At 35.1% G+C, this 26879-nt stretch carries 22 protein-coding genes; 14 read left to right on the forward strand and 8 right to left on the reverse strand.

Annotated elements, in window-relative coordinates:
• Positions 1-93 precede the first annotated feature (93 nt).
• Positions 94-1278 carry a pseudouridine synthase gene (locus tag NBX25_RS14740; protein ID WP_250254191.1) on the reverse strand — a complete coding sequence of 395 codons (1185 nt, stop codon included), beginning with the start codon at positions 1276-1278 and terminating at the stop codon, positions 94-96.
• Positions 1279-1379: 101 nt separating this feature from the next.
• On the opposite strand from NBX25_RS14740, the gene aroB reads away from it, so the two are divergent.
• Positions 1380-2426 carry a 3-dehydroquinate synthase gene (gene aroB / locus NBX25_RS14745; protein ID WP_123911526.1) on the forward strand — a complete coding sequence of 349 codons (1047 nt, stop codon included), beginning with the start codon at positions 1380-1382 and terminating at the stop codon, positions 2424-2426.
• 108 nt (positions 2427-2534) lie between these two features.
• Here aroB and NBX25_RS14750 read toward each other — a convergent pair whose 3' ends face one another.
• Positions 2535-4391, reverse strand: a complete 1857-nt coding sequence (locus NBX25_RS14750) for a phage tail-like protein (protein WP_250254192.1) — start codon at positions 4389-4391, stop codon at positions 2535-2537.
• A gap of 568 nt (positions 4392-4959) precedes the next feature.
• On the opposite strand from NBX25_RS14750, the gene NBX25_RS14755 reads away from it, so the two are divergent.
• The 4 genes from NBX25_RS14755 (at position 4960) to NBX25_RS14770 (ending at position 8599) form a co-directional block, all read left to right on the forward strand.
• Positions 4960-5589, forward strand: coding sequence for a porin family protein (locus tag NBX25_RS14755; protein WP_123855822.1), 630 nt, complete (start codon positions 4960-4962; stop codon positions 5587-5589).
• Positions 5590-5836: 247 nt separating this feature from the next.
• Positions 5837-6424 (forward strand): porin family protein, encoded by a 588-nt coding sequence (locus NBX25_RS14760; protein WP_123855821.1) that lies wholly within the window; start codon positions 5837-5839, stop codon positions 6422-6424.
• Between the two features lie 416 nt (positions 6425-6840).
• The gene (locus NBX25_RS14765; RefSeq protein ID WP_123911528.1) at positions 6841-7551 is read left to right on the forward strand and encodes a porin family protein; all 711 of its coding nucleotides are present in this window, start codon (positions 6841-6843) and stop codon (positions 7549-7551) included.
• A gap of 346 nt (positions 7552-7897) precedes the next feature.
• Positions 7898-8599, forward strand: a complete 702-nt coding sequence (locus NBX25_RS14770) for a porin family protein (RefSeq protein WP_123911529.1) — start codon at positions 7898-7900, stop codon at positions 8597-8599.
• A 181-nt stretch (positions 8600-8780) separates the two neighbouring features.
• Here NBX25_RS14770 and NBX25_RS14775 read toward each other — a convergent pair whose 3' ends face one another.
• The 6 genes from NBX25_RS14775 to NBX25_RS14800 form a co-directional block, all read right to left on the reverse strand.
• Positions 8781-9728, reverse strand: coding sequence for a glycerophosphodiester phosphodiesterase family protein (locus NBX25_RS14775; RefSeq protein WP_123911530.1), 948 nt, complete (start codon positions 9726-9728; stop codon positions 8781-8783).
• A gap of 233 nt (positions 9729-9961) precedes the next feature.
• Positions 9962-11461, reverse strand: coding sequence for an amidophosphoribosyltransferase (gene purF / locus NBX25_RS14780; protein ID WP_123911531.1), 1500 nt, complete (start codon positions 11459-11461; stop codon positions 9962-9964).
• 134 nt (positions 11462-11595) lie between these two features.
• Complete coding sequence (purC, locus tag NBX25_RS14785; RefSeq protein ID WP_068943250.1) at positions 11596-12318, reverse strand: phosphoribosylaminoimidazolesuccinocarboxamide synthase; 723 nt, start codon at positions 12316-12318, stop codon at positions 11596-11598.
• Between the two features lie 36 nt (positions 12319-12354).
• Positions 12355-13050: a DUF3307 domain-containing protein gene (locus tag NBX25_RS14790; protein WP_250254193.1), complete on the reverse strand. Its 696-nt coding sequence runs from the start codon at positions 13048-13050 to the stop codon at positions 12355-12357.
• 2 nt (positions 13051-13052) lie between these two features.
• Positions 13053-13658, reverse strand: coding sequence for a SatD family protein (locus NBX25_RS14795; RefSeq protein WP_066692550.1), 606 nt, complete (start codon positions 13656-13658; stop codon positions 13053-13055).
• Between the two features lie 419 nt (positions 13659-14077).
• Entirely contained in the window at positions 14078-15988 is a 1911-nt protein-coding gene (locus tag NBX25_RS14800; RefSeq protein WP_250254194.1) for an endonuclease, read from the reverse strand.
• A gap of 191 nt (positions 15989-16179) precedes the next feature.
• On the opposite strand from NBX25_RS14800, the gene NBX25_RS14805 reads away from it, so the two are divergent.
• From NBX25_RS14805 to NBX25_RS14845, 9 genes are all read left to right on the forward strand, one after another.
• Positions 16180-17319 (forward strand): acyl-CoA dehydrogenase family protein, encoded by a 1140-nt coding sequence (locus tag NBX25_RS14805; protein WP_123911534.1) that lies wholly within the window; start codon positions 16180-16182, stop codon positions 17317-17319.
• A 17-nt stretch (positions 17320-17336) separates the two neighbouring features.
• Positions 17337-17834 (forward strand): DinB family protein, encoded by a 498-nt coding sequence (locus NBX25_RS14810; RefSeq protein WP_123855812.1) that lies wholly within the window; start codon positions 17337-17339, stop codon positions 17832-17834.
• Between the two features lie 204 nt (positions 17835-18038).
• Positions 18039-20972, forward strand: coding sequence for a reprolysin-like metallopeptidase (locus NBX25_RS14815; RefSeq protein WP_250254195.1), 2934 nt, complete (start codon positions 18039-18041; stop codon positions 20970-20972).
• A 179-nt stretch (positions 20973-21151) separates the two neighbouring features.
• Positions 21152-23383: a zinc-dependent metalloprotease gene (locus NBX25_RS14820; protein WP_250254196.1), complete on the forward strand. Its 2232-nt coding sequence runs from the start codon at positions 21152-21154 to the stop codon at positions 23381-23383.
• Between the two features lie 441 nt (positions 23384-23824).
• Positions 23825-24541 (forward strand): glycohydrolase toxin TNT-related protein, encoded by a 717-nt coding sequence (locus tag NBX25_RS14825; RefSeq protein WP_250254197.1) that lies wholly within the window; start codon positions 23825-23827, stop codon positions 24539-24541.
• An 11-nt stretch (positions 24542-24552) separates the two neighbouring features.
• Entirely contained in the window at positions 24553-24972 is a 420-nt protein-coding gene (locus NBX25_RS14830; RefSeq protein WP_123911539.1) for a hypothetical protein, read from the forward strand.
• A gap of 261 nt (positions 24973-25233) precedes the next feature.
• Complete coding sequence (locus NBX25_RS14835) at positions 25234-25701, forward strand: pyrophosphohydrolase domain-containing protein (protein WP_250254198.1); 468 nt, start codon at positions 25234-25236, stop codon at positions 25699-25701.
• A gap of 3 nt (positions 25702-25704) precedes the next feature.
• Positions 25705-26268 carry a TlpA family protein disulfide reductase gene (locus tag NBX25_RS14840; protein ID WP_250254199.1) on the forward strand — a complete coding sequence of 188 codons (564 nt, stop codon included), beginning with the start codon at positions 25705-25707 and terminating at the stop codon, positions 26266-26268.
• A gap of 2 nt (positions 26269-26270) precedes the next feature.
• Positions 26271-26876, forward strand: a complete 606-nt coding sequence (locus NBX25_RS14845) for a DUF4230 domain-containing protein (protein ID WP_123911542.1) — start codon at positions 26271-26273, stop codon at positions 26874-26876.
• The last annotated feature ends 3 nt before the right edge of the window (positions 26877-26879 follow it).

Genomic DNA, 26879 nt, shown 5'->3' on the forward strand with positions numbered 1-26879 from the left:
TTCAAATAAGTGGAGCATTTTATTCGATTAATAATACAAAAAAGCGCAGAGATAAATCTCTGCGCTTTTTATTTACAATACCTTAAAATTATTTTAAAGCATTTTAAGATTGTTTACTTCCAGATCTGAAAGAATTCTCCAGTGTCCTCTCTTAATGTTTTTCTTCGTTAATCCGGCAAACATTACTCTGTCTAAAGATTCTACCTCGTATCCTAATCTTTGGAAAATTCTTCTGATAACACGGTTCCATCCAATGTGGATCTCAATACCGATTTCATTTTTAGGCTTACCATCAATGTACGAAATCTGATCTACTACGGCTACTCCTTCATCAAGACGAATTCCTTCTGCAATAAGACGTAAATCTTCACCAGTCAGTTTCTTATCCAACGTTACATGATAGATTTTCTTAGCATCAAAAGATGGATGCGTCAGTTTCTTAGTCATGTGTCCGTCATTAGTCAATAAGATAACTCCTGTAGTAGAACGGTCTAATCTCCCCACTGGGAAAAGTCTGTAAGGAGAAGCATTCGCTACAAGATCCATTACTGTTTTTCTTGCTTTATCGTCCTTAGTGGTAGAAATATACCCTTTTGGTTTGTTCAGAAGTACATATACTGGTTTTTCCGGTGTAATACTTTGTCCGTCAAAAACTACTCTGTCAGTTTTCTGTACCTGATATCCCATTTCAGTTACTACTTTTCCGTTTACCTCTACAAGCCCTTGAGTGATAAGCTCATCAGCTTCTCTTCTGCTGCATATTCCGGAATTAGCAATATACTTATTAAGACGGATGCTGTCTTTATAAATGTCTTTATCAATCTTGTTCAGCCTTCTTTTCTGTACAAAAGATCTTGTTTTATCATCATTTCTATCCTCTCCATTAGCAGAAGGTCTTCTACCATATTTCAGGCTTCCTCTTTCATACTTATCTCTTGTGTCAAAGCTTTTCCCCCCTCTTTTAGGTCTTCCAAAAGATTTCTTTTCGTAGCTTTCACTTTTATTCGTGATATAAGCTCTACTTTCAGATTTTGATTCAGAATCATCACTTGAGCTATTAAATCTCTCAGTATTTTTCTTAAACGGTTTCTTTTCAAATCTTGAGTTGGATCCTGAATGTTCGGGACCTTTTCTTCCTCCGTCTTTAGAGAAAGGTTTTTTAAAAGGTTTTGATCCTGAAGAATTTCCAGATCTGGAAGCACGAGAATCATCAGAACTTTTCTTGGTTGAAATTCTTGGTCTCTTTGGTCTGTCTGAATTATTATTATCTCTGCTCATTCTAAAAATTTCTGCAAAGATAGTAATTTAGTTACGAGTTAAAAATTAAGAATCATAACTTTGCAGAATAGTTTACATTTTAACCATACATATTTTCGAAGATGATAACAATATTAAACGATAATTTTTCTCAACTCAACGATTTTCTTCATGAGAAAACATTCAGTAAAATTTTTATTTTGGTGGATGAAAATACTCATGAATACTGCCTTCCCGTTCTGTTAGGTAATATGGAAACAGATCTTGGGTTTGAAATTCTGGAGATTGAAGCTGGAGAAGAAATGAAGAATATCCAGACGGCCAATCAGCTTTGGGAAATTCTTACAGAAATGCAGGCAGACCGAAAAGCATTAGTTATTAATTTGGGTGGCGGTGTTATAACAGATATGGGAGGTTTTGTAGCATCTACCTATAAAAGAGGAATCCAGTTCATCAATATCCCCACTACCCTTTTATCTATGTGTGATGCCTCTATTGGTGGGAAAACAGGAATTGATCTGATGCATTATAAAAATATGGTGGGAACATTTGCTTTCCCGGAGCAAATTTTTATTTATCCTAAATTTTTGGAAACATTACCTTTTAAAGAATTAAGAAGTGGATTTGCAGAAATGCTTAAACACGGTCTGATTGCAGACAAAGCTCATTGGAATCAGCTGATCCAGATTAACAAACTTGATGTAGAGGCCGTTTCTCCTTATATACAGAATTCCATGGATATCAAACAGGATGTTGTAGAAAAAGATTTCCATGAAAGTAATATCAGAAAAACGTTGAATTTCGGACATACAATAGGGCATGCTGTAGAAAGCCTTTGTTTACAACAAGGAAATCCTATTCTTCATGGAGAGGCTGTTGCCATGGGAATGATTAGTGAAGCTCACCTGGCATTTCTTGAAAACCTTATTTCAGAAGAAGATTCAACAATGATCATTGAAAACATCCAGCGTTACTATCCTTATTTAGATATCAGTGATTTTAAAGATGAAGATATTACAGCTTTATTATTAAATGATAAAAAGAACGTGGACAGTAAAATTAATTTTTCTCTGCTTACAGGAATCGGATCATGTAATTATGATCACCAGTGCAGTCAAAAAAACATCCTGAAAGCTATTCATTTTTACAGAAAATTGAATGATCTTTAAATCATCCTTTCTTTGGTTTAACGAATAATGATGGATAATAGACCTTAAAACACAAAAAGCCTGATTGTAAATGGTCAGGCTTTTTTTATTAATGATGGTCAGGATGATTTATTTCAACAAGGAAGATTCCAGATGTTTTAAACGCTCTTCAAAAACAGACTGTTTATGCTGCATTTCTATATTCGAATTTCTCAATGCTTCATTTTCATTTTCTAATGTTTCAATCTTTTTTGCGAGTTCCTGAGTTGCAGAGATATTCAACATAGACAAAGCATCATAGTCTACAGTTCTCACATCAGATACTTCAGTTCCGTAAACAAATAGTTTTCCTTTAAGGTTTTTATTTGCTAACTTCACTGTGATACTATTAGGAGTACTGTCCTGTATTTCTAAAATAATTTCTCCGGTTTCATCATATATTTTAAGAAATTTGTCCTCTTTATCAATAACAATAGGCTTTTCAAAAATAAAAACTCCGCCATTTTGTTTTGCCAACTGATAAATATTAGGAATAAAAGTTTTTAAGCCACTTCTGCTGACTGCTTGCGGATATACATTCTCTACCTCCTGAGCAATCACCTTTTTAAACTTCTGTTTACCATAGACCAATTCATCTTTCATGAAATAATTGGTAATACTAAGCTTTTTTAAGAGTTCCAAATCCTCTGCACCCTCTGACTTTCCGATGATATTTTTAATTCTTTTATCTGAAAAAAGAGAGGTTTGTGCTACACTCAATTTTCCTACCGATATAATGTTTCCATCCGCATAAATAGAAGTGTTGGAATTGAAAGTACCTATATCATTGGTGTAATTAGAATAAGTAGTTAACGTTCCGTCGAAAGAGCCTGAATCCGGACTTATTCCATAATAAGTAAGGCTTGATGCCGCCAAAGGCCATACAGTAGTTTTTAACCTAATGTCCAATGGAAATTTTGGAGTATTTGTTCCAATGCCGATATTCCCATTCTGGTCAATATTGATTCTTCTGTTGCCGTCACCATCTGCAATGATGATGTTATTCGAAAGTGAAGCCGGTAACCCGCTGACATTAGCTCCGATAATGGTATTTGATTTTCCGGAAACAAGTCCGGCTGCCGCCCGGAAGCCAATAAAAGTATTATAATTATTTACAGAATTTAAATTATATCCAGCTGATCCACCAATCGCTGTATTTCCTCTTCCACCAGGCATCATTCGGAAAGAGTCTCCTCCAATTCCTATATTATCGTCTCCTGAAATAAGCTCACGAAGAGAACTAGCTCCAATACCAACATTGCCTATCGTACTTTTAGCAGAAAAGAGTGAAAAATAGCCGTTGGCAACATTATTATTTCCATCCAGATTCGAATATAAAGCTCGGTATCCATACCCGGTATTTTGTATCCCCGATTTGTTACTACTCAATACATCTGATCCTATGGCAGTATTCATGCTGCCTATGGTATTTGAAATTAAATTATTCACACCTACCGCAGTATTGTTAAGTCCTGTTGTATTAGCTGTCAGGCTATTAACTCCAAAGATGGTATTCGTGGTATTTAAGACCCCGGATACAATATTATTTCTTTTAAAAATAACATCTACATTATCAGAAGTCCCTATAAAATTAATTCCGTTTACCATACCCGAGTTCCCCGTCAGGCTCCATCCTGTCATCACAATGGGAGTTAAGTCATCCAACACTTTCGTCCATCGTCCAGCACTGGCACTCCAATAATAATATCCTGGAAGAACACCGTTTACAGCAGCTGTATTATAAATCATTAAAGAATTGGCAGGTGATGGTATTGTAGTAGTATCTGAGTTTCCAGTTAATGCGATCCTCGGGATTAATATTCCTTTATTAGAACCCACGACATCTAATACAGAGGATGGATTAGGTGTTACCGTATTGATCCCAATCTGAGCTTGTAAGTTATTTTCAAAAAAAAGAAGTAACAGCAGCAATGTGCATTTTTTCATGTTGTAAAGGTTAATGAGTTCTTACAAAATTCTATGAGATGTTTTGTAAGAGTATCAGGTTATCATTGTAAAAGAAATACAAAATTAGTAAAGCAAAATGGTTTGGTAATGCTCTTTTGCAGAAATTTGGGTTTATATAACTGTCTTCCAATAAGATTGTAATTTGAGAGAAAGTCTCATTTTATCAAATGATGCTAATGCTTAACAAAATAGGGAATCAAAAAACAGCTGGTAAGATCCAAAAGACATCCTTGAATCTATTAATTCTTGTAAAAATTCATATGATTCACCAAAGAATTTTGCTCCTTAAGTCAATTTTTCAACTCTTTTTTTGGTAAGGTTTTTAATTTAGCCTCATTCTAAACAAATGTTTAATTAAATATTTAAAACACTATTAATCAATCATTTAAATTAAAACAAAATATGGAAAACAACTGTTTTTTTATTGATTTTAACCAGTGAAAATATTTTTTGGCAAGCAATTTGAAAGATCTCCAGCGTTCAACAGAAATGTGAACAAGTAGTAAAATTTAAAATTAAGAAAGAGTAAAATTAAAAATTTAAAGTTATGAAAAAGTTAATTTTAGGATTAGCAGTAACTGCAGGAACATTAGCGTTCGCTCAACAAACAACTTCTTCTAATCCGGTAACATTTGGGGTAAAAGGAGGAATGAACGTTTCTTCACTTTCAAAAGACAATGGGTTAGATGACCAAAAATCTAAAATCGGATTCAATGCTGGTGTATTTGCCAACATTCCGGTAGCAAGCTCATTCAGCGTACAACCAGAGGTATTATACTCGCAGTATGGTGATAAAATCGACTATACTTTAGCAGGTACAAAATATTCATCTTCAAGAAAGCTAGATTATATTACAGTACCGGTAATGTTCCAGTATAATGCACTTCCTAACCTTTATTTAGAAGCAGGACCAGAATTTGGTTTCATGGTAAGCGCTAAAAACAAATTCAAGAACGAATCTAACGGGAACTCCTCTACATCAGACAACTACAAAGATAATTTTAATACATTCAACTTTGGTATTGGCTTAGGTGCAGGATATTATTTCACTCCTAATCTGGGAATCACTGCAAGATATGTTGCAGGTTTAACAGATATTGCTAAAAACAGACCTAGTGGATCTGATGCAACAAGAAATAATGTATTCCAGGTAGGATTAGCTTATAAATTTAAATAAGCTTCTTAAACATTCAGTAACAAATTTTATATTCAATAAAAGATCAGATTAAATTTTAATCTGGTCTTTTTTTATTACAATCTTAAATTGTGTTAATGAAATATAGTTTTTTTATTAGTGTAATTCTTTAAAATTTAATGGCAATACTCTATTATAAAGACAAATAAAGGGAATTTGTATTTTTGGCACGCAATTTGAAGATAAAGAAATTGTTAAACAAAACTTAAAAACTATTAAATAAAAACTTATGAAAAAGATTCTTTTTGGTCTTGCATTAGTAGCAGGTACTTTCTCTTTCGCACAAAAAACTTCAAGCAATACAGCTTCATCTTCTCCAGTTAGATTCGGGATTAAAGCTGGTCTTAACGTTTCAACTGTTTCTAACTATAATGCTAATTCAAAAGCTGGATTTTATGGAGGTTTATTCGCTACTATTCCAGTAGCTCAGGATTTCTCTGTACAACCGGAAGTATTATATAGTGGTATGGGTGCTAAATCTAAATATGATAGCAGCGATAAAATTAATCTAGATTATATCGCAGTACCGGTAATGTTCCAATATAACGCACTACCTAATCTATATTTAGAAGCTGGTCCTCAATTTGGATTCCTAGTAAGCGCTAAAGCAAAAGATAATAACGGTTCTTTAGATATTAAAGACGGATTGAAAACTTTTGATTTCGGACTTGGTCTTGGTGCAGGATATTACTTCACTCCTAACATCGGAGTTAACGTAAGATATGTTGCTGGATTAACTGATATCGTTAAAGACAGAATCGGTGGTGATTCTGCTAAAAACGGAGCATTCCAAGTTGGTTTAGCTTATAAATTCTAAGCTTTATCACTTAGCTTTAATAACAAACTTATAACCGGATTATGTATTTAATCCGGTTTTTTTATATCTCAGTCTAAAATTTATTTTTTTGGCAAGGAATTTGCGTATAGAGTATTAATTGTATCTGTTTTGAAAGTTTATTTAAACTCTATTTTTTTACTTTATGGTTTTAAAATCAGAAGATAATTTAAAAATAAATTAAAATATTTTATCACATATTGATTTAAAGCTAAAAAACAGATAATGAAAGTATACATTTATATTTTCGCAATAAATAGAATACATTTTGATTTCAATAGAAAAAGTCAGGTTTACTTGTTAAATCTGACTTTTTCGCTTTTATATGATTTTTATCATTTTTGTCTCTTTGGCGGGACTTTTGATGCAGCCTGATAGAAAATTTAAATTTTATAACCATGAAAAAAATATTCATAGGATTGGCATTTGCAGGAAGCCTTTTTATTAATGCGCAGGAAAAAACCAAATCATCTTCTCCTTCTCCTATTACTTTTGGAGTGAAAGGAGGATTAAATCTCTCTACTGTTTCTGAAAACAATAAATATAGTGAGTATCATGATGATGAAAATAAAATAAAAGCTGGTTTTCATGCTGGAGTCTTTGTTAATATTCCAGTGGCAGAAAAATTCAGTATTCAACCAGAGCTTCTTTTCAGCCAATTAGGGGCAAAAATAGAAGAGAGAGAAAGGTACCTTGTAGCTGATTATAGCTATAAAAGGGATTCGGATTATAAAGCAAACTTTAATTACCTTGTTCTTCCGGTGATGGTTCAATATAATATTCTTCCACAGCTTTATGTTGAAGCAGGTCCTGAGTTTGGATATTTGATGGGCGGAAGATTTAAAGGTGATGATGTAACTACAATCAGAAAGTCGGCAGGGAGCTCAACAGTTATCACTAAAGAGAGCATTTCTGAAAAATTAGACACTGATCTTTATAACAGATTCCAATTTGGATTAGGGATTGGTGCAGGATATTATTTTACTCAAAACTTTGGAGTAACAGCAAGATTTACTGCAGGACTTACCAATATTTTAAAGGATACTGAAGGGGATTACAAAATAAGAAACAATGCTTTTCAAGTAGGTGTAGCTTATAAATTCAAATAGATATTTATTATTTTTCGATGTAGACCAGGTATTTTTTAATACCTGGTTTTTTGTTTTTGATGTAGAGATCTGGAAATTAAAAATTCTCAGCATTAAAGAAATAAAATTATTGCCAATTAAGATATATTATCCAAATAGAATAAATTTAACATAAAATTTATCATAAATACTCCTTATATATTGAAATATTTTATATAAAACAGGATATAATGATTCTTTATTTAATTGGAAAAACCCGTTGAAACAGCCTGTATATCTATGTTTTTTGAGTTTGGCAAGCATTTTGCAAAATAAACTGCGAATGGTTGAAAGACCATCAAGTAGTAAAAATTAAAAAATAAAAATTATGAAGAAGTTATTTTTAGGACTGGCATTAACTGCTGGAACTTTAGCCTTTGCTCAGGAATCAACAACTGTAAATACATCACCTCTTAAAAAAGATGCTCAACCTGTAAGATTTGGTATTAAAGCCGGAGGTAACTCAGCGTATTTCAGTGAGCAAAAATTCGGAATGAACAGCCAGAAATTAGGTTTCCACGCCGGAGCTTTTGTAAACATTCCTATCTCTAAACAATTCAGCTTCCAGCCAGAGGTATTATACAACCAAATGGGAGCAAGAGATGTAGCCTATTCAACAGAAGTAACTACAGGAGCAACTACTGTAAAAACTAAAGGAGAAAGTAAAGTAACAATGAACTATATTTCAGTTCCTTTAATGGTTCAGATGAGACCTATGGATAAATTCTATGTTGAAGCAGGTCCTGAATTCAGTTACTTTATCAACGGTAAAACTAAAGGAGAAGCTACTGTAGCATCTACCACAGGAGGAATAACTACAACTACAACACAATCTCAGTCTGATGATCTTAATAAAGATGATATCAACAAATTTAACTTCGGTTTAGGTCTTGGTTTAGGATATGATATCACCAATAACATTGGGATCAGCGCAAGATATGTTAACAGTTTAACAAAGATCGATAAGAGCAGACCAGCTGCTGAAAACAACAACAGAGTTTTCCAATTAGGTCTGAACTATAAGTTCTAATAAAAAATAAACCAATTTTTTAACTTCAGATGCAGATTTCTGCATCGCATAAAATAGCCGGAAGAATTTCTTCCGGCTATTTATATTTTGATGAAATACCTGTTGCAATATTGATGCATAATTTTATGTGCGGTGTCATTCTGAGTGAAATGAAGAATCTCTTTCAACCCCTTGAGAACTCTTATTCAAATATTCTTGGGTCATCACTGATCACACCATCAATTCCCATGCTTTTTAACTCGTTTAATCTTTCTTTAGTATTCACGGTCCACGGGATCACTTTCATGCCTAATGCATGACATTCTTGTACGAGTTTAGAGGTAACCAGTCTATGATCCGGACTATAAATAGTTGGGGTAAAGCTTAAAAATTTCATATCACCTGCTACTCCATTCAGATGATCCGGATATAATTTAAATTTTTCAACCGGAATATTTTTGAAATTCGCCCGTTGTTGTGCTAATTTTCTATCATTCACTTCTTCTACAAGTAAAGCGGTCATCATTTTAGGATATTCTTTATGGATGATCTCAAGGGTTCTGGGATCAAATGACTGAATAATTACTCTATCCTGAATTCCTTTTTCTATAATAATCTTCATCATCAGATTCACAAATTCTTTTGGCTCAGGATGAAAAATATGATCCGAGAAAGGACGTGTTTTTGTTTCAATATTATAATATGGTAGTGGCCTTTTCAACTCACGGGAATAACTTTCCACAGCATCTATTACCTCAGAAAAAAGAGGTTTCTGAACTTTCACTTTCTTTTGATCAGGATAATTTTCGAGTTTCTTCAATCCTACATCAAATGTCTGAATCTTTGCGTAGGGCATTTCGTAAATCTTATAGTAAAAACCTGAGTCTTTCGGAATATAGGTTCCATCTGGTTTGGTAATTAACTCCGGTGATAGAAATGAATCATGGGAAAGGATCACTTTTTTATCTTTTGTAATTGCCAGATCCATTTCGAGGGTTGTAACATTCATTTGTAAGGCATTTTTCATCGCCGGGATTGTATTCTCCGGATATAAAGATTTTCCGCCGCGATGTGCCTGGTTATCGAAAGACTGTGCTGAATACAGTTGAGTGGCAATAATAAATATACCTGATAAAAATGCGTTCTTCATATTACTGAAATTTTAATCTGATAAAATTAAAACTTACTGGTGTATTTTATAATACCGGAACATTAAGGTTATGCTACATTTTATGGCGTTTTGGAGTAAAAAAAGCAGACTGAATGGAGCCAAATATAATGAGAAGAGAGATGAATATTCTTGAGATTTCCCCGGAATGACATAATACAACAAAAAGAGCCAGATAGTAAATACCTGGCTCTCTATTATATGTAAGAAATATTTTAATTAAATAGTTCTACCTCCTCTCCTTTTCCTACTGGATATTCTTCTGTAAAGCATCCAAAGCAGTGATTAGAAGATCCTAAAATATCTTTTAGGTTGTCTATGCTTAAAAACTCTAAAGAATCTACTCCTAAATAGTTTCTAAGTTCTTCTGTAGACATATTTGCTGAGATCAGATCATCTTTTGACGGAGTATCAATTCCCAGATAACATGGAGCAATAATAGGTGGAGAAACACTTCTGAAGTGAATCTCTTTTACGCCTGCATCTTTTAAAATTTTAACCAACCTCTTAGATGTTGTTCCACGAACAATAGAGTCATCAATAATAACGACCCTCTTATCTTTCATTTCTGAAATAATAGGGTTTAGCTTAAGATTTACTACCCTTTCTCTCATTTCCTGTGTAGGAACAATGAAACTTCTTCCAATATATCTGTTTTTAATCAAAACAGGACGGAAAGGTATTCCTGAGGCTTTTGAGAACCCAATAGCTGCAGGAACTCCGGAATCCGGAACTCCAATTACCAAATCAGCTTCTACAGGAGCCTGGTCCCAGATCTTTTCACCGGATTTTTCTCTGATCTCATAAACATTGATGTTTTCTAAGGTAGAGTCAGGTCTGGCGAAATAAATGTATTCAAAAGAACAGATTCTCTGTTTTCCTTTGGCTTCATCCATCATATAAGAATGAAGTTTTCCAGGTTCATTTTCGTTAGTGTAAATGATTTCTCCAGGAAGAATATCGCGTACATACTGAGCTCCTACAGCATCTAATGCTACAGATTCAGAAGCCACTACATAAGAATTTTCATTAATCGCTCCTAAAACTAATGGACGAATACCATTAAAATCCCTGAAAGCAAAAAATTTATTTCTCGTCATTCCTACTACGGAATAGGCACCTTCAATTTTCTCCATAGTAGCTTTAATGGCTCCACGAAGTCCAAGATCAAGGTTTTTCTGAATTAATCTTAAGATCACCTCAGAATCGGAAGTTGCTCTGAAAACGACACCTTCAGCTTCTAATTCCTTTTTTAATTCTTTCGCATTGGTAAGGTTACCGTTGTGTGCTATAGAAAGTATAATCTGGTCATATTCGTTTTTGGCGAAAAATGGCTGGAAGTTATATTTCTTTTTATCTCCTGCAGTGGTATAACGGGTATGGCCAATTGCAGAATTTCCCATAAAAGTTTCAGGTTCCTGAATGTCTTTATAAACGTCTAAAACCAATCCTTCATCTTTCATGTTGGTGATTCTTCCATCTTTTAAAACGGAAATACCACAAGCTTCCTGACCTCTGTGCTGTAATGCAAAAAGTCCGAATTGTGAAAGAGAAAACGTATCCAGATCTTCATCTGAATAAAGTCCGAAGATTCCACATTCTTCATTAGGAGCATCTAATCTTTCCTCTTCCTGAGTTCTGAAGAGATTTCTCCCATAGACCTGGTTTTCAAACTGTTTTAAATATTCACTTTTATGAATGTCTAAACTTTTCATTTCTATTTTTTCTAATTATAGATCTTAGAAGTCAGATTTCAGATCTCAGACCAAAAGCTAACTTCAAATTTTAATTTTGTTTTAACTAACCAAGTATTTTCAGTACCAACATCTGAAATCTGGTATCTGAAATCTTATTTCTTTAAAAGATTTTTAAGACGGTTGTAGATCTCAACATATGCCTCTGTTACTTCTCCTAAATCTCTTCTGAATCTGTCTTTGTCCAGTTTCTTCATGGTATCTTTATCCCAAAGTCTGCAAGTATCAGGAGAAATTTCGTCAGCCAAGATGATTTCACCGTCAGAAGTTTTCCCTAATTCGATTTTGAAATCTACCAGGATGATATTGATTTTGTCAAACAGGTCGATAAGGATTTCATTAATGTCTGACGTTAATTCATACATTTCGTCAAGTTCCTCGTAAGTAGCAGCCCCTAAAAATACGGCGTGGTGATCGTTAATAAGCGGATCTCCCAATTCGTCTTTTTTATAGCAGATATCGAAGATAGTTACCGGCGATTTAATTCCTTCCTCTACTCCTAATCTTTGTGCCATACTTCCTGCAGAGTAGTTTCTTACCACCATTTCCAAAGGAATGATAGATACTTTTCTTACCAACTGCTCTCTTTCGTCTAATTGTTTAATGAAATGAGTTTTGATTCCTTTTTCATTTAAATATTCAAAAATAAGGGTTGTGATGGCGTTATTCATCTCTCCTTTAAGGTCAACCTGGCCTTTCTTTTGAGCATTAAATGCTGTAGCATCGTCTTTGAAACGTACTACTACTTCATCAGGATTATCGGTAGCAAATACCTGTTTTGCTTTCCCCTCGTACAACATTTCTTTCTTTTGACTCATAATTTTACTTTCTAAATTGTAGTTAGATTTATTGATTTACTTTATTATTATTCCTGTTAAGACAGCCAGTCCAAAACTTAACAATGTACCAATTAATACATATTCCGTAAGTTTTCTCTGTTTTGCCTGTGCAAGGTCGCTGAATCTGAAAACAGATTTGGCAGCCACCATGAAACCTACGCCTTCCCAGTGATTCACCATAATAAAGGTAAATACCAGCAGACGTTCTAAAATTCCGATATATTTTCCGGCACTTGATAAAGATTCGGTTTGGATCGTATTGGGGCCATCTGGAGCAGGTGTCCAGGATGATAGCAGGATTTTGATAAAAATAGAAGCTGGTGTTGTCAGAAACAAAGCTGCCATGAGTATCTTTAAAAATTCCTGATTTTGTAAAAAGGTGAAATTATATTCAGCGAAATAGAATGACACTCCCGCAATCACTAAGACATGGAGCATCTGATCGATGAAAAACCATCTTTTTTTTGTTTTTATAGTTTGGAAACTAAGTTTAGCAGCATCAATGATAAAGTGAGTAACTCCCACTAAAACTGCCACCCACCAAAGCTGCAGATCCCAAAGAAGAATGAGGCTTAAAACAATGTGAATCAGAACATGAAAGTATAAATACTTACTTTTTAGTTTATAGTTCTCCTTATCAGCAACCCATGCATTTGGCTGAAGTATAAAATCTCCGAGTAGATGTGCCAATATGAGTTTGATAAAGATCATGCCTATAGTTCTGATATTTTCTTTCTGAAATACTGATTGGTTTCCACGATGAGCTCATAGTTGGCTCGTTTCAGTCTCTGGCTGATAGAGGACTGTGAAATAGCAAATCTTTTAGCAAGATCTTCCTGGGTAATATCCTGATTCATAATCATTTCATGAATAATTTCAGAGGTAGCCATAGTCCAGTTGTCAAAATCCTTGGATGACCATTTCAATAAAATATTGAGATCCCTGTCTACAGAATCGTTTGATGTTTTTATAGCCACCGTATGCCCATCATTCTTCAAGTCATTCAGAAGTCGTCCGGAATTCACATAAGCAGTACCGTTGGATTCGGTGATCTTTTCAGAAGAAAAGCTTTCTTCTCCAATCCCTATGGCCATTCTTACATCCAGATTTTCCTGACTCTTAATAAGTGATTTTATGGCTAGAAAATGCCAGAAAACAGAGTCAATACTGCATTTGAACTGAAACTCATCCCCTCTGTAGATCTCCCATGTGCCGGGAGCGCTTCCCCAGGTTTCGAGAAGATTTTTAAGCTTGGTAATCCAAACTTCAGTGTCTGCATGTTGTGAATTTATAATATCACCGGTAATGACCGCTATCATACTGCAAATATAAGCATAATTACTTATAAATAAAAAATATAAGCCGAAACACTTATAGATATTGATTATTAGTGAATCTGCTTATATCGATTATGTAGTAAACATAAGGTTTTTAAAGCTTTAGATAAAACTAAAAAATAATAAAAAGACAAAGTAAAATGAAATAAATTCATGTAGAATTGAATATTAACTCAAATTTTCTACTCCTTTTTTATTTAAGAAGCTGTTTCCTGCTATCCGCTCATACTCCTTTCCCCTGTCTTTTCCTGCTGCCTGCTGTGGGGTAACCGCTGCTATCAGGGCTAATTAACCTTGCCAGGGTTTGAAACTCTGGCAAGGTTAAGACTACAGTCTCAAAAAAATAAAACCTAACAGGTTTCAAAAACCTATTAGGTTGGGTATCATTAAAACATTAGTTACTATTTCTTAATAAACTGCTGCACCTGATCATCCAGTCTTAGAATATAAATTCCTGTAGGAATCCCCTGTACAGAAATATTTTTCTTACTTCTGAACGGTTCTTTCTCTGTATAGATTACTTTCCCTGAAAGATCGATGATCTGAGCTGTTTTTATCTTTTCAGTTTCCCCATTTACAAAAAGGTTGTCATACACCGGATTCGGGTATATCTTTAATGTTTTGTCTACAGAAGTGATAAGCTCTGAAGTTGATAAAGTTCCCAGGTTCTGACAATAGTTGGCTGCGTAAGAATCCCATTCACTGATCGTAAATGTACTATTGGGTTGATTGACCGCATTTTTCCTGTACAATGAAACATTTCCATTGCTATTCGAGGTATATTTTATTCCAATCGCATCTATAGTAACGGTTTTGTTATAGGCAAGTTCTACATAATTTTCTCCTCTGAAGGTCATAGCATCGGAAGCTGTTACAAATTTAGCCTGATCATTGGAATAACAGGATAAAGCGGCTTTGGGATTCAGGATGACAAAAGTTTCATTATTTCCTATTTTACCTTCCAGTTCATAAGTATCTGCATGATAAAATGTACCTGTAGGGTTTTTAAGGTGTACATTGATCCTGTAATTGTTCAGGTTTACCTCATGTCCGGTTTTATTGACAATTTCCAGCGCATTATTGCTGACTGTATTATTATTAGTTCCGGAGATATATTTTGTAATTATCAGATCTTTAGCATAAGAATCCGAGGGCATTGTACTAGCGGTCACCGTATTACTAAATGGAGACTCAAGATATCCTTTATCAAAAGCTTTTACCGTAAAGGTATAAGTGGTAGAGGGATCAAGGTGATCTATACTGATTGAACTTCCTTTGGTAGTTGCAACAGGTACTTCAGCACCATTCATATATATTTTATACCCTAATACATCAGTATCTGGAGAAGGGGTCCAACTCAAGTTAATAAAATAGGCATTTTGCTGAGGAGAATTCAGTGCTCCCGGAGCTGTAGGTGCAATAGCATCCGGAGTTTCAGACCAGATCATATCAATCCATTCTGGATGATCAATGAACGGGTTCCTGTTTTTCTGTATGGCATATACAGCATTATTTCTATCAATTTCTCTCTGCGAGACTGGGTCCATTGCACTCCATTGTTTTAGCATGGCAACATAAGGAAGATCAATTGCTCTCTCTTCGGTCCCATCTAGCGGACATTGGTCTGTAGTTGGATTTATGGTTGCGGAGGTACTGTATGCTGTATTAAACGAACCTAATTTACCTTCATATCTTACAGCGAAATACAGTAAAGTTCTCGCTACATCTCCTTTGAACTCATCAATAGGCTCATACACTCGTCCTGCATAAGGATAATTAGGGATTGCTGCTTTGGATATCTTCGAAGTGTTAGTGAAGGTATAATAATTGGTAGTACCTGCTATACCATAAGGATAGTTATTTCTTAACTGATTGATTCTTGCGTCTGCAGGAATAATAAAGTTCAAATCTGAATACATGGGATAATCACTGATCTTTGAACTTGTACTGAAAGTACTCTGCGGCATCATATGCTCTCTGTTATACCCCATTCCTTCCTGACCAGCTGTTCCGATCAATTGGTCTACCGTATATTCATAAGCATCGGGCCCTGAAGGTATTTCTGAGTAGATATCCAACAGGTAGGTAGTGTTGGTAGCAGTATGATCGTAATATTTATCAAGATCAGTCTGTCCATACAAAGCTGGGAGGTCTCCATAATGCCAGTTCACATTGTTCGCTGAAATAATATCATGAATCTTAGATTTCAGGGCATAACCGGTTAATCCGGCAGTACCATTATAATATCCGGCAGGAGCCTGCGCCGATATATAAGATGAAATCAAAATAATAGGAAGTAGAACTTTTTTCATGCCTTAAAATTGGGCAACTAAATTAGTAAAATAAAATACGTAAAACTTTGAATATTTTATTAAGAAAACATTAATTCTTGAAATATAAAAAATTGAAAATTAAAATATTGACATGATATATATTATGGATGTGATAATTTTTTTTAGCATTCCGTCAATTTGGTTATCTTTGGGAACTAACTATTATCAATATGAATACAGAGACAATTGACAACATCAAAATGATAGCGGAGACAGCTAGAGAATTTGCAGAGAAGAATATCCGACCGAATATTATGGAGTGGGATGAAAGCCAGACTTTTCCAAAAGACTTATTTCACCAGTTGGGAGAAATGGGCTTTATGGGAATTGTAGTTCCTGAGCAGTACGGAGGTTCCGGTTTAGGCTATCACGAATATGTTACTATCCTGGATGAAATTTCTCAGGTAGACCCGTCTATTGGTCTTTCTGTAGCAGCGCACAACTCTCTTTGTACAAATCATATTTATGAGTTTGGAAATGAAGAACAGAGAAATAAATGGCTTCCTCAGTTAGCTTCCGGAAAAGTAATCGGAGCTTGGGGATTAACGGAGCATAACACTGGTTCAGACTCAGGAGGAATGTCTACCACTGCAGTGAAAGATGGTGATGACTGGATCATCAGCGGAGCCAAAAACTTTATTACTCACGCTATTTCAGGTGATATCGCCGTAGTAATGACCAGAACAGGTGAAAAAGGGGCTAAAAATAATTCTACCGCTTTTGTTTTAGAAAAAGGAATGCCTGGATTTACTTCCGGTAAAAAAGAAAATAAATTAGGAATGCGTGCTTCTGAAACCGCAGAATTAATTTTTGATAACGTACGTGTGCCGGATTCTCATCGTTTAGGTGAAGTAGGTGAAGGTTTCAAACAGGCTATGAAAATTCTTGACGGAGGTAGAATTTCGATCGCTGCATTAAGTTTAGGAACAGCAAGAGGTGCTTACAAAGCGGCTTTAAAATATGCTAAAGAAAGACATCAGTTTGGAAAATCAATTTCTGAATTCCAGGCCATCAATTTTATGTTGGCTGATATGGCTACGGAAATTGATGCTGCAGAACTTTTGATCCAAAGAGCAGCAACATTGAAAAATGCTAAACAGAAAATGACAAAAGAAGGAGCTATGGCAAAATTATATGCTTCTGAAGCTTGTGTAAGAATTGCTAATAATGGTGTTCAGATTTTTGGAGGGTACGGATATACAAAGGACTTCCCTGCTGAAAAATTCTACAGAGACTCTAAGCTTTGTACCATTGGTGAAGGAACTTCTGAAATCCAGAGATTGGTCATCGGAAGAGATATTACAAAATAATTTTAACCCTCATACAAATGATTAAACAGGCACTTTTAGGTGAGTTTCTGCACGAAGCTGAAAACACCAGAAAAATTTTGAAAGCAATCCCTGACAGCGCTTTAGACTGGAAACCATCTGAAAAAAACTGGACAACCGGTCAGCTGGCCTCTCATATTGCAGAAGTTTACAACTGGTACGACCCAACCTTTAATCAGGATGTCTTTGACATGGGTAAATATCAGTATGATAAAGGTGATATTTCCAAAGCTGAAAATATTGTAGCAAAATTTGAAGAAAATGTAGCTAAAGCACAAAAGGTTTTGGAAAACTCTGATGAAAGCACTTATTTTAATGATTGGAAAATGGAAGTGAACGGAAACGCAATTTTTCCCGCTTCTCCAAGAGTTCAGGTAGTAAGAGGTTTTCTTTATAATCATTTGTACCATCACAGAGGTGAGTTGGTTGTTTATTTAAGGTCAACCGGAAATAAAGTTCCTGGACTTTATGGTCCCACTGCTGATGATGTGAGATAACCGATAATTATTATAATTAATAAAAAATGACATGCATAATTGATGCATGTCATTTTTTCATTTTGAGACATTATTGTTTTACGTATATTCAATGTATCGCATAATATATTGAACGAATGTTCTAAAATTTTCTTAAAAATTTTTGTTTTTCGTAATATAATTTTTATTAATTTCGATATACCATAATAAAAACAAATATTTAATATGAAAAGACAATTAACCCTACTTGGGATGCTTCTCATTACAGGAGTTTCATTCGCACAGACTGACCGCCTTTGGTCTCAAGAAGTTTCAAAAACATCCTCAGGGATTTTTGAAAACAAATCCGGAATCCGAAGTCCTAAATTATTCAGCTTGAATATTAATGGATTGAAAAATGCTTTAGCAAAAGCTCCGAAGAGATTGGCTGTCGGCGAAAAATCAGAAGTCATCATTTCATTTCCGAATTCTGATGGAAGAATGGAAAACTTTAAAGTAAAAGAAAATTCCAACTTCACTCCCGAATTAGCAGCCAAATACCCAGACATTAAATCTTATGTAGGCCAGGGACTTGAAGATCCTAACTCAACAGTGTATTTCAGTGTTTCTTCATTAGGACTATCATCCATGGAAATCTATGGTGATAAATCAGCAGTCTTCATTGAGCCTTATGCTAAAGATCTTTCTACGTACGTTGTTTACAAAAAAACTGACAAAAATGATGATCTTAGTAAATTTGAATGTACGGTAATAGATGTTGCTAAAAAAGGAGTATCCAATGCAAGTGTTGCAGCAAGACCTAACGCTGACGACGCAAAATTAAGAACATTCAGATTAGCGTTATCTTGTACAGGAGAATACACTGCTTATTTTGGCGGAACAAAAGCTCAGGCTTTAGCAGCTATGAATAACACAATGACTCGTGTAAACGGTGTTTTTGAAAAAGATTTCGCAGCAAGAATGGTTCTTATTGCAAACAATGATGCTGTAATTTATACCAATGCTTCTACAGATCCTTATTCTGCAGCATCCGGAATGAGCAGCTGGAACTCCCAACTACAAAGTACCCTGACATCTGTTATTGGAGAAGCCAATTATGATATCGGCCACTTATTCGGAGCTACCGGTGGTGGTGGAAACGCAGGATGCATAGGATGTATCTGTACCAATGGTTCAAAAGGAAGCGGTTATACTTCCCCTGCAGATGCCATTCCATCGGGAGACAACTTTGATATCGATTATGTAGCTCATGAAATGGGGCATCAGTTCGGTGGAAATCATACTTTCTCAATGAGCAATGAAGGAACGGGTGCTAATATGGAGCCAGGATCAGGGTCAACAATCATGGGATATGCCGGAATTACCAGCCAGGATGTTCAGCCTCACTCTGACGCATTTTTCCACGCGATAAGCATTCAACAGATCACCAATAATATTAAAGCTAAAACCTGTTCAGTCAATACAAATACAGGAAACTCTATTCCAACAGCCAATGCAGGTTTAGATTATACCATTCCAAAAGGAACTCCATTTGTACTGACCGGAACCGGAACTGATGCAGATGGAGATTCGTTAACCTATATCTGGGAACAAATGGATAATGCATCCTCTTCTCAAACCGGAGCTAGCTCTGCAGCCAGTGCAACAAAAGCATCAGGACCTAATTTCAGATCATGGGCACCTACAACCGTTCCTACTAGATATTTCCCAAGAATGGCCTCTATTCTAACTGGAGCTACAACTACTGCAGGTACCGAAATTACCGTGGAAGCACTTTCTTCTGTAGCCAGAACATTAAATTTCAGGTTTACTGTTCGTGACAACAAGGCCGGAGGTGCTGGAAACAATTCAGATGATGCTGTAATTACAGTGAACAGTACTGCAGGACCTTTTGCTGTTACTTCTCAGAATTCAGCAATTACTTATACAGGGGGAAGCTCACAAACCGTAACATGGGATGTAGCAGGAACTACAGCAAATGGAGTAAACACTGCCAATGTGGATATTCTTTGGTCTACAGATAGTGGAAATACGTGGACTACCCTATTATCTGCAACGCCTAATGATGGTTCACAAGCTGTAACCATTCCTAATGCATCTACTACTACAGGAAGACTTATGGTAAAAGGCTCCAATCACATTTTCTTTGATGTAAATAATGCCAATATTACTGTAAATGCAGGATCAGGAACACCTGATACGATTGCTCCTACGGCACCAACCCTTGCAGCTTCAGGAACTACTTCTACAAGTACAAATCTTTCTTGGTCAGGAGCTACCGACAATGTAGGAGTGACAGGATACGATGTGTATTTGGGAGCTTCGTTAATCGGTTCTACAGCTTCCACTACTTATACTGTGACAAGTTTAACTCCATCTACTACTTATAGTTTCTCTGTGAAAGCAAAAGATGCAGCAGGTAATGCATCATCTTCAAGTAATACAGTGAACGTTACAACACTTGCTGGTGGAGGAAATGTAACTTACTGTTCAGCTTCAGCATCCAATACCGCTGATGAAAGAATCGGTAAAGTACAATTCGGGACTATCAACAATACTTCAACGGGAACAGCAGGATATGAAGACTTTACCTCTATCTCTACCAATGTAACGAGAGGAACTGCCTATACGCTTTCTATCACTCCGTTTTGGGCTTCTACTAAGTACAATGAAGCTTATGCTGTTTATATTGATTATAACGGAAACGGAAGTTTTGCAGACAGTGGCGAACTTGTTTGGTCTAAAGCAGGTTCTACAACAAGTCCGGTTACAGGATCAGTAACTATCCCTTCAACAGCAACTCTTGGTTCTACAAGAATGAGAGTGATGATGAAATATAGTTCAATTCCTACTTCATCTTGTGAGGCTTATACCTACGGACAAGTTGAAGATTATACAGTTAATATTGTTTCTTCAGGAAGAGGAGAGCTTTCCAATACGAAAGATCTGATTACAGATATTAAATTATACCCTAACCCGGTAAAAGATATCATGTATATCTCCAATACAACTTCTGAAGATTACAAAATCTTTGACATGGGTGGAAAAGTAGTTGACTCAGGAAAACTTCAGAGAGGATCTGTGAATGTAAGCAATTTGATTAAAGGAGCTTATATGATCCAAATTGGAGAAATTTCTAAACGATTTGTTAAAAACTAATCACCACAAAAATTTTAAACGATGTGAAACTGCTCTACTATAGAGCAGTTTTTTTTATTTACTTACATTCAGAGAGTTGTATTTTTTATTCAATTATTATTTTAAATTATTCTAAAGAAAAATAATATTTTAATAATATTTTCAGTAGTTTTGAATGATATAAAAGAATTCACGGCAACATGAAAAAACAATTATTAATGATGGGGATGCTGGCATTATCTGGCGTTTCTTTTGCACAAACGGATCGTTTATGGTCCAGAAAAGCTCAACAAAGCTCGTCTTCAGTCTTAGAAAATATGAAAAGTATTGATGATCCAAGAATTTTTCATCTGGACATTAATGGATTGAAAAGTGCGTTGACAAGAACACCCAAAAGAGCAACGGAAAAATCATCGGTTATTATTTCTCTTCCCAATTCATCGGGAAAGATGGAGCGCTTTACAGTAAAAGAAAATTCAAATCTTGATCCTGAACTGGCTGCTCAATACCCGGATATTAAGTCTTATATCGGCCAGGGAGTAGAAGATAAAACTTCAACAGTTTATTTCAGTATTTCTCCTTTAGGTTTGTCTTCTATGGAAATTTATGGTGATAAATCAGCTGTTTTTATTGAGCCTTATACCAAAGACATTTCTACTTATGCTGTTTATAAACGATCTGACAGAAAGAATGATCTGAATGATTTTGAATGTAAAGTACTGGAATCAGCTCAAAAAGGAACTTCTCATGTGAACACCGCTAAAAATGCTGATGATGCTGTTCTAAGAACATATAGGCTTGCATTATCCTGTACGGGAGAATATGCAACTTATTTTGGGGGAACAAAAGCTCAGGCGCTGGCAGCCATGAATAATACATTAACTCGTGTGAATGGTATTTTTGAAAATGACTTTGCCGCAAGAATGGTCTTGATTCCTAATAATGATTCTATAATTTATACTGATGCGAATACTGATCCTTTTTCACCATCCGATAAAATGAACAAATGGAATTTTGAACTTATGAATGATTTAAGCTCAAAAATAGGGAATGCTAATTTTGATATTGGTCATTTATTTGGTGCTACTGGTGGAGGTGGAAATGCAGGATGTATTGGCTGTATATGCAGTGATGATATGTCTACCTATAATTATATGGGAACTACTTATCCTGAAAATTATAAAGGAAGTGGCTACACCTCTCCTTCTAACGGTATTCCTTCAGGTGATACTTTTGACATTGATTTTGTAGCTCATGAAATGGGACACCAGTTTGGGGGGAACCATACATTTTCATATACTACACAGGTTGGGCTACAGCCTGTAGAACCAGGTTCAGGATCTACTATTATGGGATATGCGGGAGTTTCACCCTATAATGTACAACAAAATTCAAATCCTTTTTTCCATGCCCGAAGTATTGAACAGATAACCAATACCATTAAAGCAACAACCTGCTCTGTGAATACTCCTACAGGAAATTCAATTCCTACGGCCAATGCAGGAGCAGACTATACCATTCCTAAAAGTACACCATTTGTACTGACAGGTTCAGGAACTGATGTTGATGGAGATTCACTTACCTATATCTGGGAACAGATGGACAATGGAACCTCTTCCCAAACAGGAAGTAATTCTGTAGCTACAGCTACTAAAACTGCCGGACCGACATTCAGATCATGGGTACCTACAGCTTCACCAATAAGATATTTTCCTAAAATGGCTAGTATTCTAAAAGGATCAACAGAAACCCGAGGAGAAGAAATAAGAGTTGAAGCTCTATCTTCAGTTTCAAGAGATCTAAACTTCAGATTTACAGTTAGGGATAATAAATTAGGTGGTGCAGGAAACAATTCTGATGATGCTAAAATAACGGTTAATGCTCTTGCTGGACCATTCCTTATTACGTCTCAGAATGATGCTGTATCTTATGTAGGAGGAACTTCCCAAACAGTGACTTGGGATGTAGCTGGAACAACTTCCAATAATATCAATACTGCCAACGTGGATATTCTTTGGTCTACCGATAACGGAGATACCTGGACTACTCTATTAGCGGCTACTCCTAATGATGGTTCGGAAGCTGTCCTGATTCCTGATGTTGCTACCAATTCAGGAAGAATTATGGTAAAAGGAAGCAACCATATCTTCTTTGATGTGAATAATGCTAATATTTCTGTAACTACTAGTGAGCTGTCTACATCGGAAACTCAATTGAAAGGCTCTACAGAAATTAAATTGTATCCAAATCCGGTGAAGGATATCTTAACCCTTTCAAACACAGGATCAGAAAGATTTAAAATCTATGATATGTCCGGAAAGCTTGTTATTGAAGGCTCTCTTCAAAACGGAACGGTGAATGTAAGCAGGCTGGTAAAAGGAAATTATGTAATCCAGATTGAAAAATTCTCCAAAATGTTCATTAAAAACTAAATCCAATTCAAATATAAATTGAAAAGACTGCTCTAAGAGTAGTCTTTTTCATTTGATCCCTGTACCAATTTTCAATACATTATCATTTAAAAGACTAATATTCATTGAATTAATTACAATAATCATGTTTTATTAAAAATAATATTACATATAATTATATTTTTAGTTAAATTTATCACTCAATATTATTCTTTTATTGTACCGTTATCCGTTTGTATTTAGGGGAAGCTTTTCAAGGGCTTTTTTAACAATGGATCTTGCTCTATTCTTTGAGTTCTTTTTTCAATGTGAGAAACTTATTCATCCTATTGAAAGTCAAACATTTTTATGTTTAAGAAAAACTGTACAGATGTAAAAGATAATCTTCTATACCTAAGCTTGGCATTGGTCTGCATCCCTGAAAATACCTATTTAATTTTCACATAATTTAATTTTTTTTATATGAAACATTTATTTAAGTACTTCTTTTTTCTGGCCATTGCCACATTTTCAATAGCTTGTAGCTCTGATGACAGAGAAGAAGAAATCGTTATCCAACCGAGCCCGGTTAAAATTGTATTTTACAAAAGTGCTGATGATTTTGCCACCAGTTATGATCCTGATAACAAAGTAAGTCAAACCGTCAGAATTCAGGCATTTGACCTATACAAACAGGGAAATTGGAAAGAACTGGAAAAACTATTTCAGACAAATAACCTGAACGGCGGTTGGCCACCAGCAAACGGAGGATACAATATTGTAGATGATGTCGCAATACAAGCCGGTCAAAAATATGACAGATACAGCGGTGCTGTCGGGAGTTATAATGGAACCGGAAATCCAACGTTAGGCGGAAACTTTACCAGCCCAATCATTAATGGGTACGTGTATACTTTTGCCGAAAGAGCTTTGAACCAACCGGAAAACAAATATGATTTCTATTACCAGATCGACGTTCTTAATGCATTACCTTTTAAATCTCAGACGGCAGATATCATTCCTTGGTTTAACCAGGTTGGAAACGGGAAACAGACCATGTGGAAAATTCCTATTGATATTAATACCGGATTTCCGAAAACTTGGAATAAATTAGCATCAGAAGGGTATATAAAAATTACCATTAAAAAAAGCCCTAGTGGAAAATATCCTAACCTGGAAGGAACCGTTATTCAAAACTAAATTAGATTCAGATGCATTCAATATCAAAAAAGATAAAGATTGGTAGAAAAGCTTTAATCCAAAAAGACAGATTCATTAATGATGAGGCCATTCCGGCAGCAGTCACCCAATTTAGCTGCTGTGAATGTGGTCACGAAAATCGCATTGAAATATCACCTTATCAATCGGGATTTCCAATTCTTCAAATCTACCATGAAGACAAAGTACTATCAAAATCTGAGTTATTAAAGAATCAAATGATTACTGAAACATCACCGAGAATGCAGCATTACGGAGAATTAACGGTAAATGATTTGCCTACACTATATTTTGGAACTAGTTGTACATCCTGTAACACAAATTATATTTGCCTATTTAGCTATGGAGAAAAACAGCCGAGTTTAGAAATTTTAAATATCTCAGGGATCTGGGAGTATCAGGAAGTTGAATAATTGAATACCATCAGCATATCTAAAATCAAAACCACAATTCATCGTTGTGGTTTTTTTGTATTGTTATATTTAGTCACAGATTTTTACAGATTAGCACGGATGATTACACATAAGAATACTTTATGGACTATTACTCAATAGAAATTTAAAATTCAAAGATCTGTATTCATCTGTGGTAAAAAAATTAATGATTCTTATTTTACCTCCTATATTTCCCAATTAGCAAATGGTTTTCTATCTTTGTCATAAATAAAAAATTTCATGGATAAAATTGATAGTTTGAACCAAGTAGCAGAATTCCATACTACTTTTAAAGCCCCTATTCTAGACACCCCACAAATTCCATCCCCGGAAAGATGTAACCTTAGAGTAGAGCTTCTACAGGAAGAACTTAATGAATTAAAACAAGCCATTGCAGACAACGATATTGTAGAAATTGCTGATGCTCTTTGTGATCTACAGTATGTTTTAAGTGGTGCTGTACTGGAATTCGGACTTGGCAACAAATTTGTAGAGCTATTCAACGAAGTTCAGCGTTCTAATATGTCGAAAGCATGTGATAACGAAGAACAGGCTAATGAAACCGTTGAATTCTATAAAGAAAAAGACGTTGAATCTTTTTATGAGAAATCTGGTGAAAAGTTCAATGTATACAGAAAAGCAGATCATAAAGTATTAAAAAACAAATACTACTCTCCTGCTGATCTAAAGTCAATCATTGAGAAATAAAATATGAAAAAATTTATTACCCGTATTGTTGCCGCTTCAAGTTTATTTTTAGCTACTCAGCAGCTTAGTGCTCAAAAAGTAGTGGTTAACCGTGAAGTTACTACCGAGAAAGACGGTAAAATGCTTCTGGGGCATCAATTGAAAGAACAGTTTTTGAAAGCGCCTTATGCTGATTGGTATGTAAAGGAACATGATGAATATGCTCTGGATCAGAAAGCGATCAGTGAACTGAAAAAGAAAAAAATAGGCACTTATGATATTGTCGTTTTTATGGGAACATGGTGTGAAGACAGTCACAGAGATTTTCCAAGACTGATGAAGATATTGGATGAAGTAGGTTATCCGGAAGGAAAACTGACTATTATTGCTGTTAACCGTAAAAAAGAATCTCCAAGTGGAGATGAATCCCTTTACAACATCCAAAAAGTTCCAACTATTATTGTAAAACAATATGGAAAAGAACTGGGCAGAATTATAGAAATGCCTACCACTGGATATATTGAAAGAGATTTAGTTGAAATTCTGAAAAAGGATAACTCATCTGTAATTAAAGAAATTTTTAAATAGATTTGAGAAATTATAAACCAATTATATCGTTTGTAGCCGGTGCCGGTGTTATGGTCCTTCTGTTTTTTGGGCTTAAATCTTGTCTGAATCTTGGGAAGAAAACGGAAAAGTCGGATTATTATATCCTAACTAATCAGATCTCCAAAATGAACAAGATGGTGGTGATAGAACAGAACAATTCTAGCATGCAGAAAACCAAAATGGGCTATGAATTTATGGGCAAGGAAGTTTCAAGTAACAGCATCATTACCTTTACCAAAACCAGCGCACAGGTTTCTTATGATCTGAATAAAATGAAGATTGAAGTAGATTCCATCAACAAAAAACTAGTCATCACTGAACTTCCTGATGCAGACATAAAAATCATACCTAGCGTTGAGATTCAGTCTATGGATGATTCTTTTTTTAATAGAATTTCTGAAAAAGATATTAAAAACGTTACTGCAAAAGCTAAGGAAACAGCGATTAAATCTATTGATCAGAATCAACTGAGAACTGAAGGGCGCAAGCAATTAATGGAAAACCTTGATAATATTTTTGTTTTGGCAAAGGCTTTGAATTATACTATAGAAGATAAGACCGGAAAGATCGGTATTCTTGGACTCTAAAAA

The organism is Chryseobacterium sp. Marseille-Q3244 (assembly GCF_940807095.1).
Taxonomy (GTDB): Bacteria; Bacteroidota; Bacteroidia; order Flavobacteriales; family Weeksellaceae; genus Chryseobacterium.

Coding starts and splice junctions, on each gene's coding strand:
- NBX25_RS14765 (WP_123911528.1), top strand. CDS start 6,841: ATGAAAAAAATATTCATAGGATTGGCATTTGCAGGAAGCCTTTTTATT.
- NBX25_RS14755 (WP_123855822.1), top strand. CDS start 4,960: ATGAAAAAGTTAATTTTAGGATTAGCAGTAACTGCAGGAACATTAGCG.
- NBX25_RS14820 (WP_250254196.1), top strand. CDS start 21,152: ATGAAAAAACAATTATTAATGATGGGGATGCTGGCATTATCTGGCGTT.
- NBX25_RS14830 (WP_123911539.1), top strand. CDS start 24,553: ATGCATTCAATATCAAAAAAGATAAAGATTGGTAGAAAAGCTTTAATC.
- NBX25_RS14805 (WP_123911534.1), top strand. CDS start 16,180: ATGAATACAGAGACAATTGACAACATCAAAATGATAGCGGAGACAGCT.
- purC (WP_068943250.1), bottom strand. CDS start 12,318: ATGAGTCAAAAGAAAGAAATGTTGTACGAGGGGAAAGCAAAACAGGTA.
- NBX25_RS14760 (WP_123855821.1), top strand. CDS start 5,837: ATGAAAAAGATTCTTTTTGGTCTTGCATTAGTAGCAGGTACTTTCTCT.
- aroB (WP_123911526.1), top strand. CDS start 1,380: ATGATAACAATATTAAACGATAATTTTTCTCAACTCAACGATTTTCTT.
- NBX25_RS14800 (WP_250254194.1), bottom strand. CDS start 15,988: ATGAAAAAAGTTCTACTTCCTATTATTTTGATTTCATCTTATATATCG.
- purF (WP_123911531.1), bottom strand. CDS start 11,461: ATGAAAAGTTTAGACATTCATAAAAGTGAATATTTAAAACAGTTTGAA.
- NBX25_RS14835 (WP_250254198.1), top strand. CDS start 25,234: ATGGATAAAATTGATAGTTTGAACCAAGTAGCAGAATTCCATACTACT.
- NBX25_RS14790 (WP_250254193.1), bottom strand. CDS start 13,050: ATGATCTTTATCAAACTCATATTGGCACATCTACTCGGAGATTTTATA.
- NBX25_RS14815 (WP_250254195.1), top strand. CDS start 18,039: ATGAAAAGACAATTAACCCTACTTGGGATGCTTCTCATTACAGGAGTT.
- NBX25_RS14740 (WP_250254191.1), bottom strand. CDS start 1,278: ATGAGCAGAGATAATAATAATTCAGACAGACCAAAGAGACCAAGAATT.
- NBX25_RS14795 (WP_066692550.1), bottom strand. CDS start 13,658: ATGATAGCGGTCATTACCGGTGATATTATAAATTCACAACATGCAGAC.
- NBX25_RS14810 (WP_123855812.1), top strand. CDS start 17,337: ATGATTAAACAGGCACTTTTAGGTGAGTTTCTGCACGAAGCTGAAAAC.
- NBX25_RS14770 (WP_123911529.1), top strand. CDS start 7,898: ATGAAGAAGTTATTTTTAGGACTGGCATTAACTGCTGGAACTTTAGCC.
- NBX25_RS14840 (WP_250254199.1), top strand. CDS start 25,705: ATGAAAAAATTTATTACCCGTATTGTTGCCGCTTCAAGTTTATTTTTA.
- NBX25_RS14750 (WP_250254192.1), bottom strand. CDS start 4,391: ATGAAAAAATGCACATTGCTGCTGTTACTTCTTTTTTTTGAAAATAAC.
- NBX25_RS14775 (WP_123911530.1), bottom strand. CDS start 9,728: ATGAAGAACGCATTTTTATCAGGTATATTTATTATTGCCACTCAACTG.
- NBX25_RS14825 (WP_250254197.1), top strand. CDS start 23,825: ATGAAACATTTATTTAAGTACTTCTTTTTTCTGGCCATTGCCACATTT.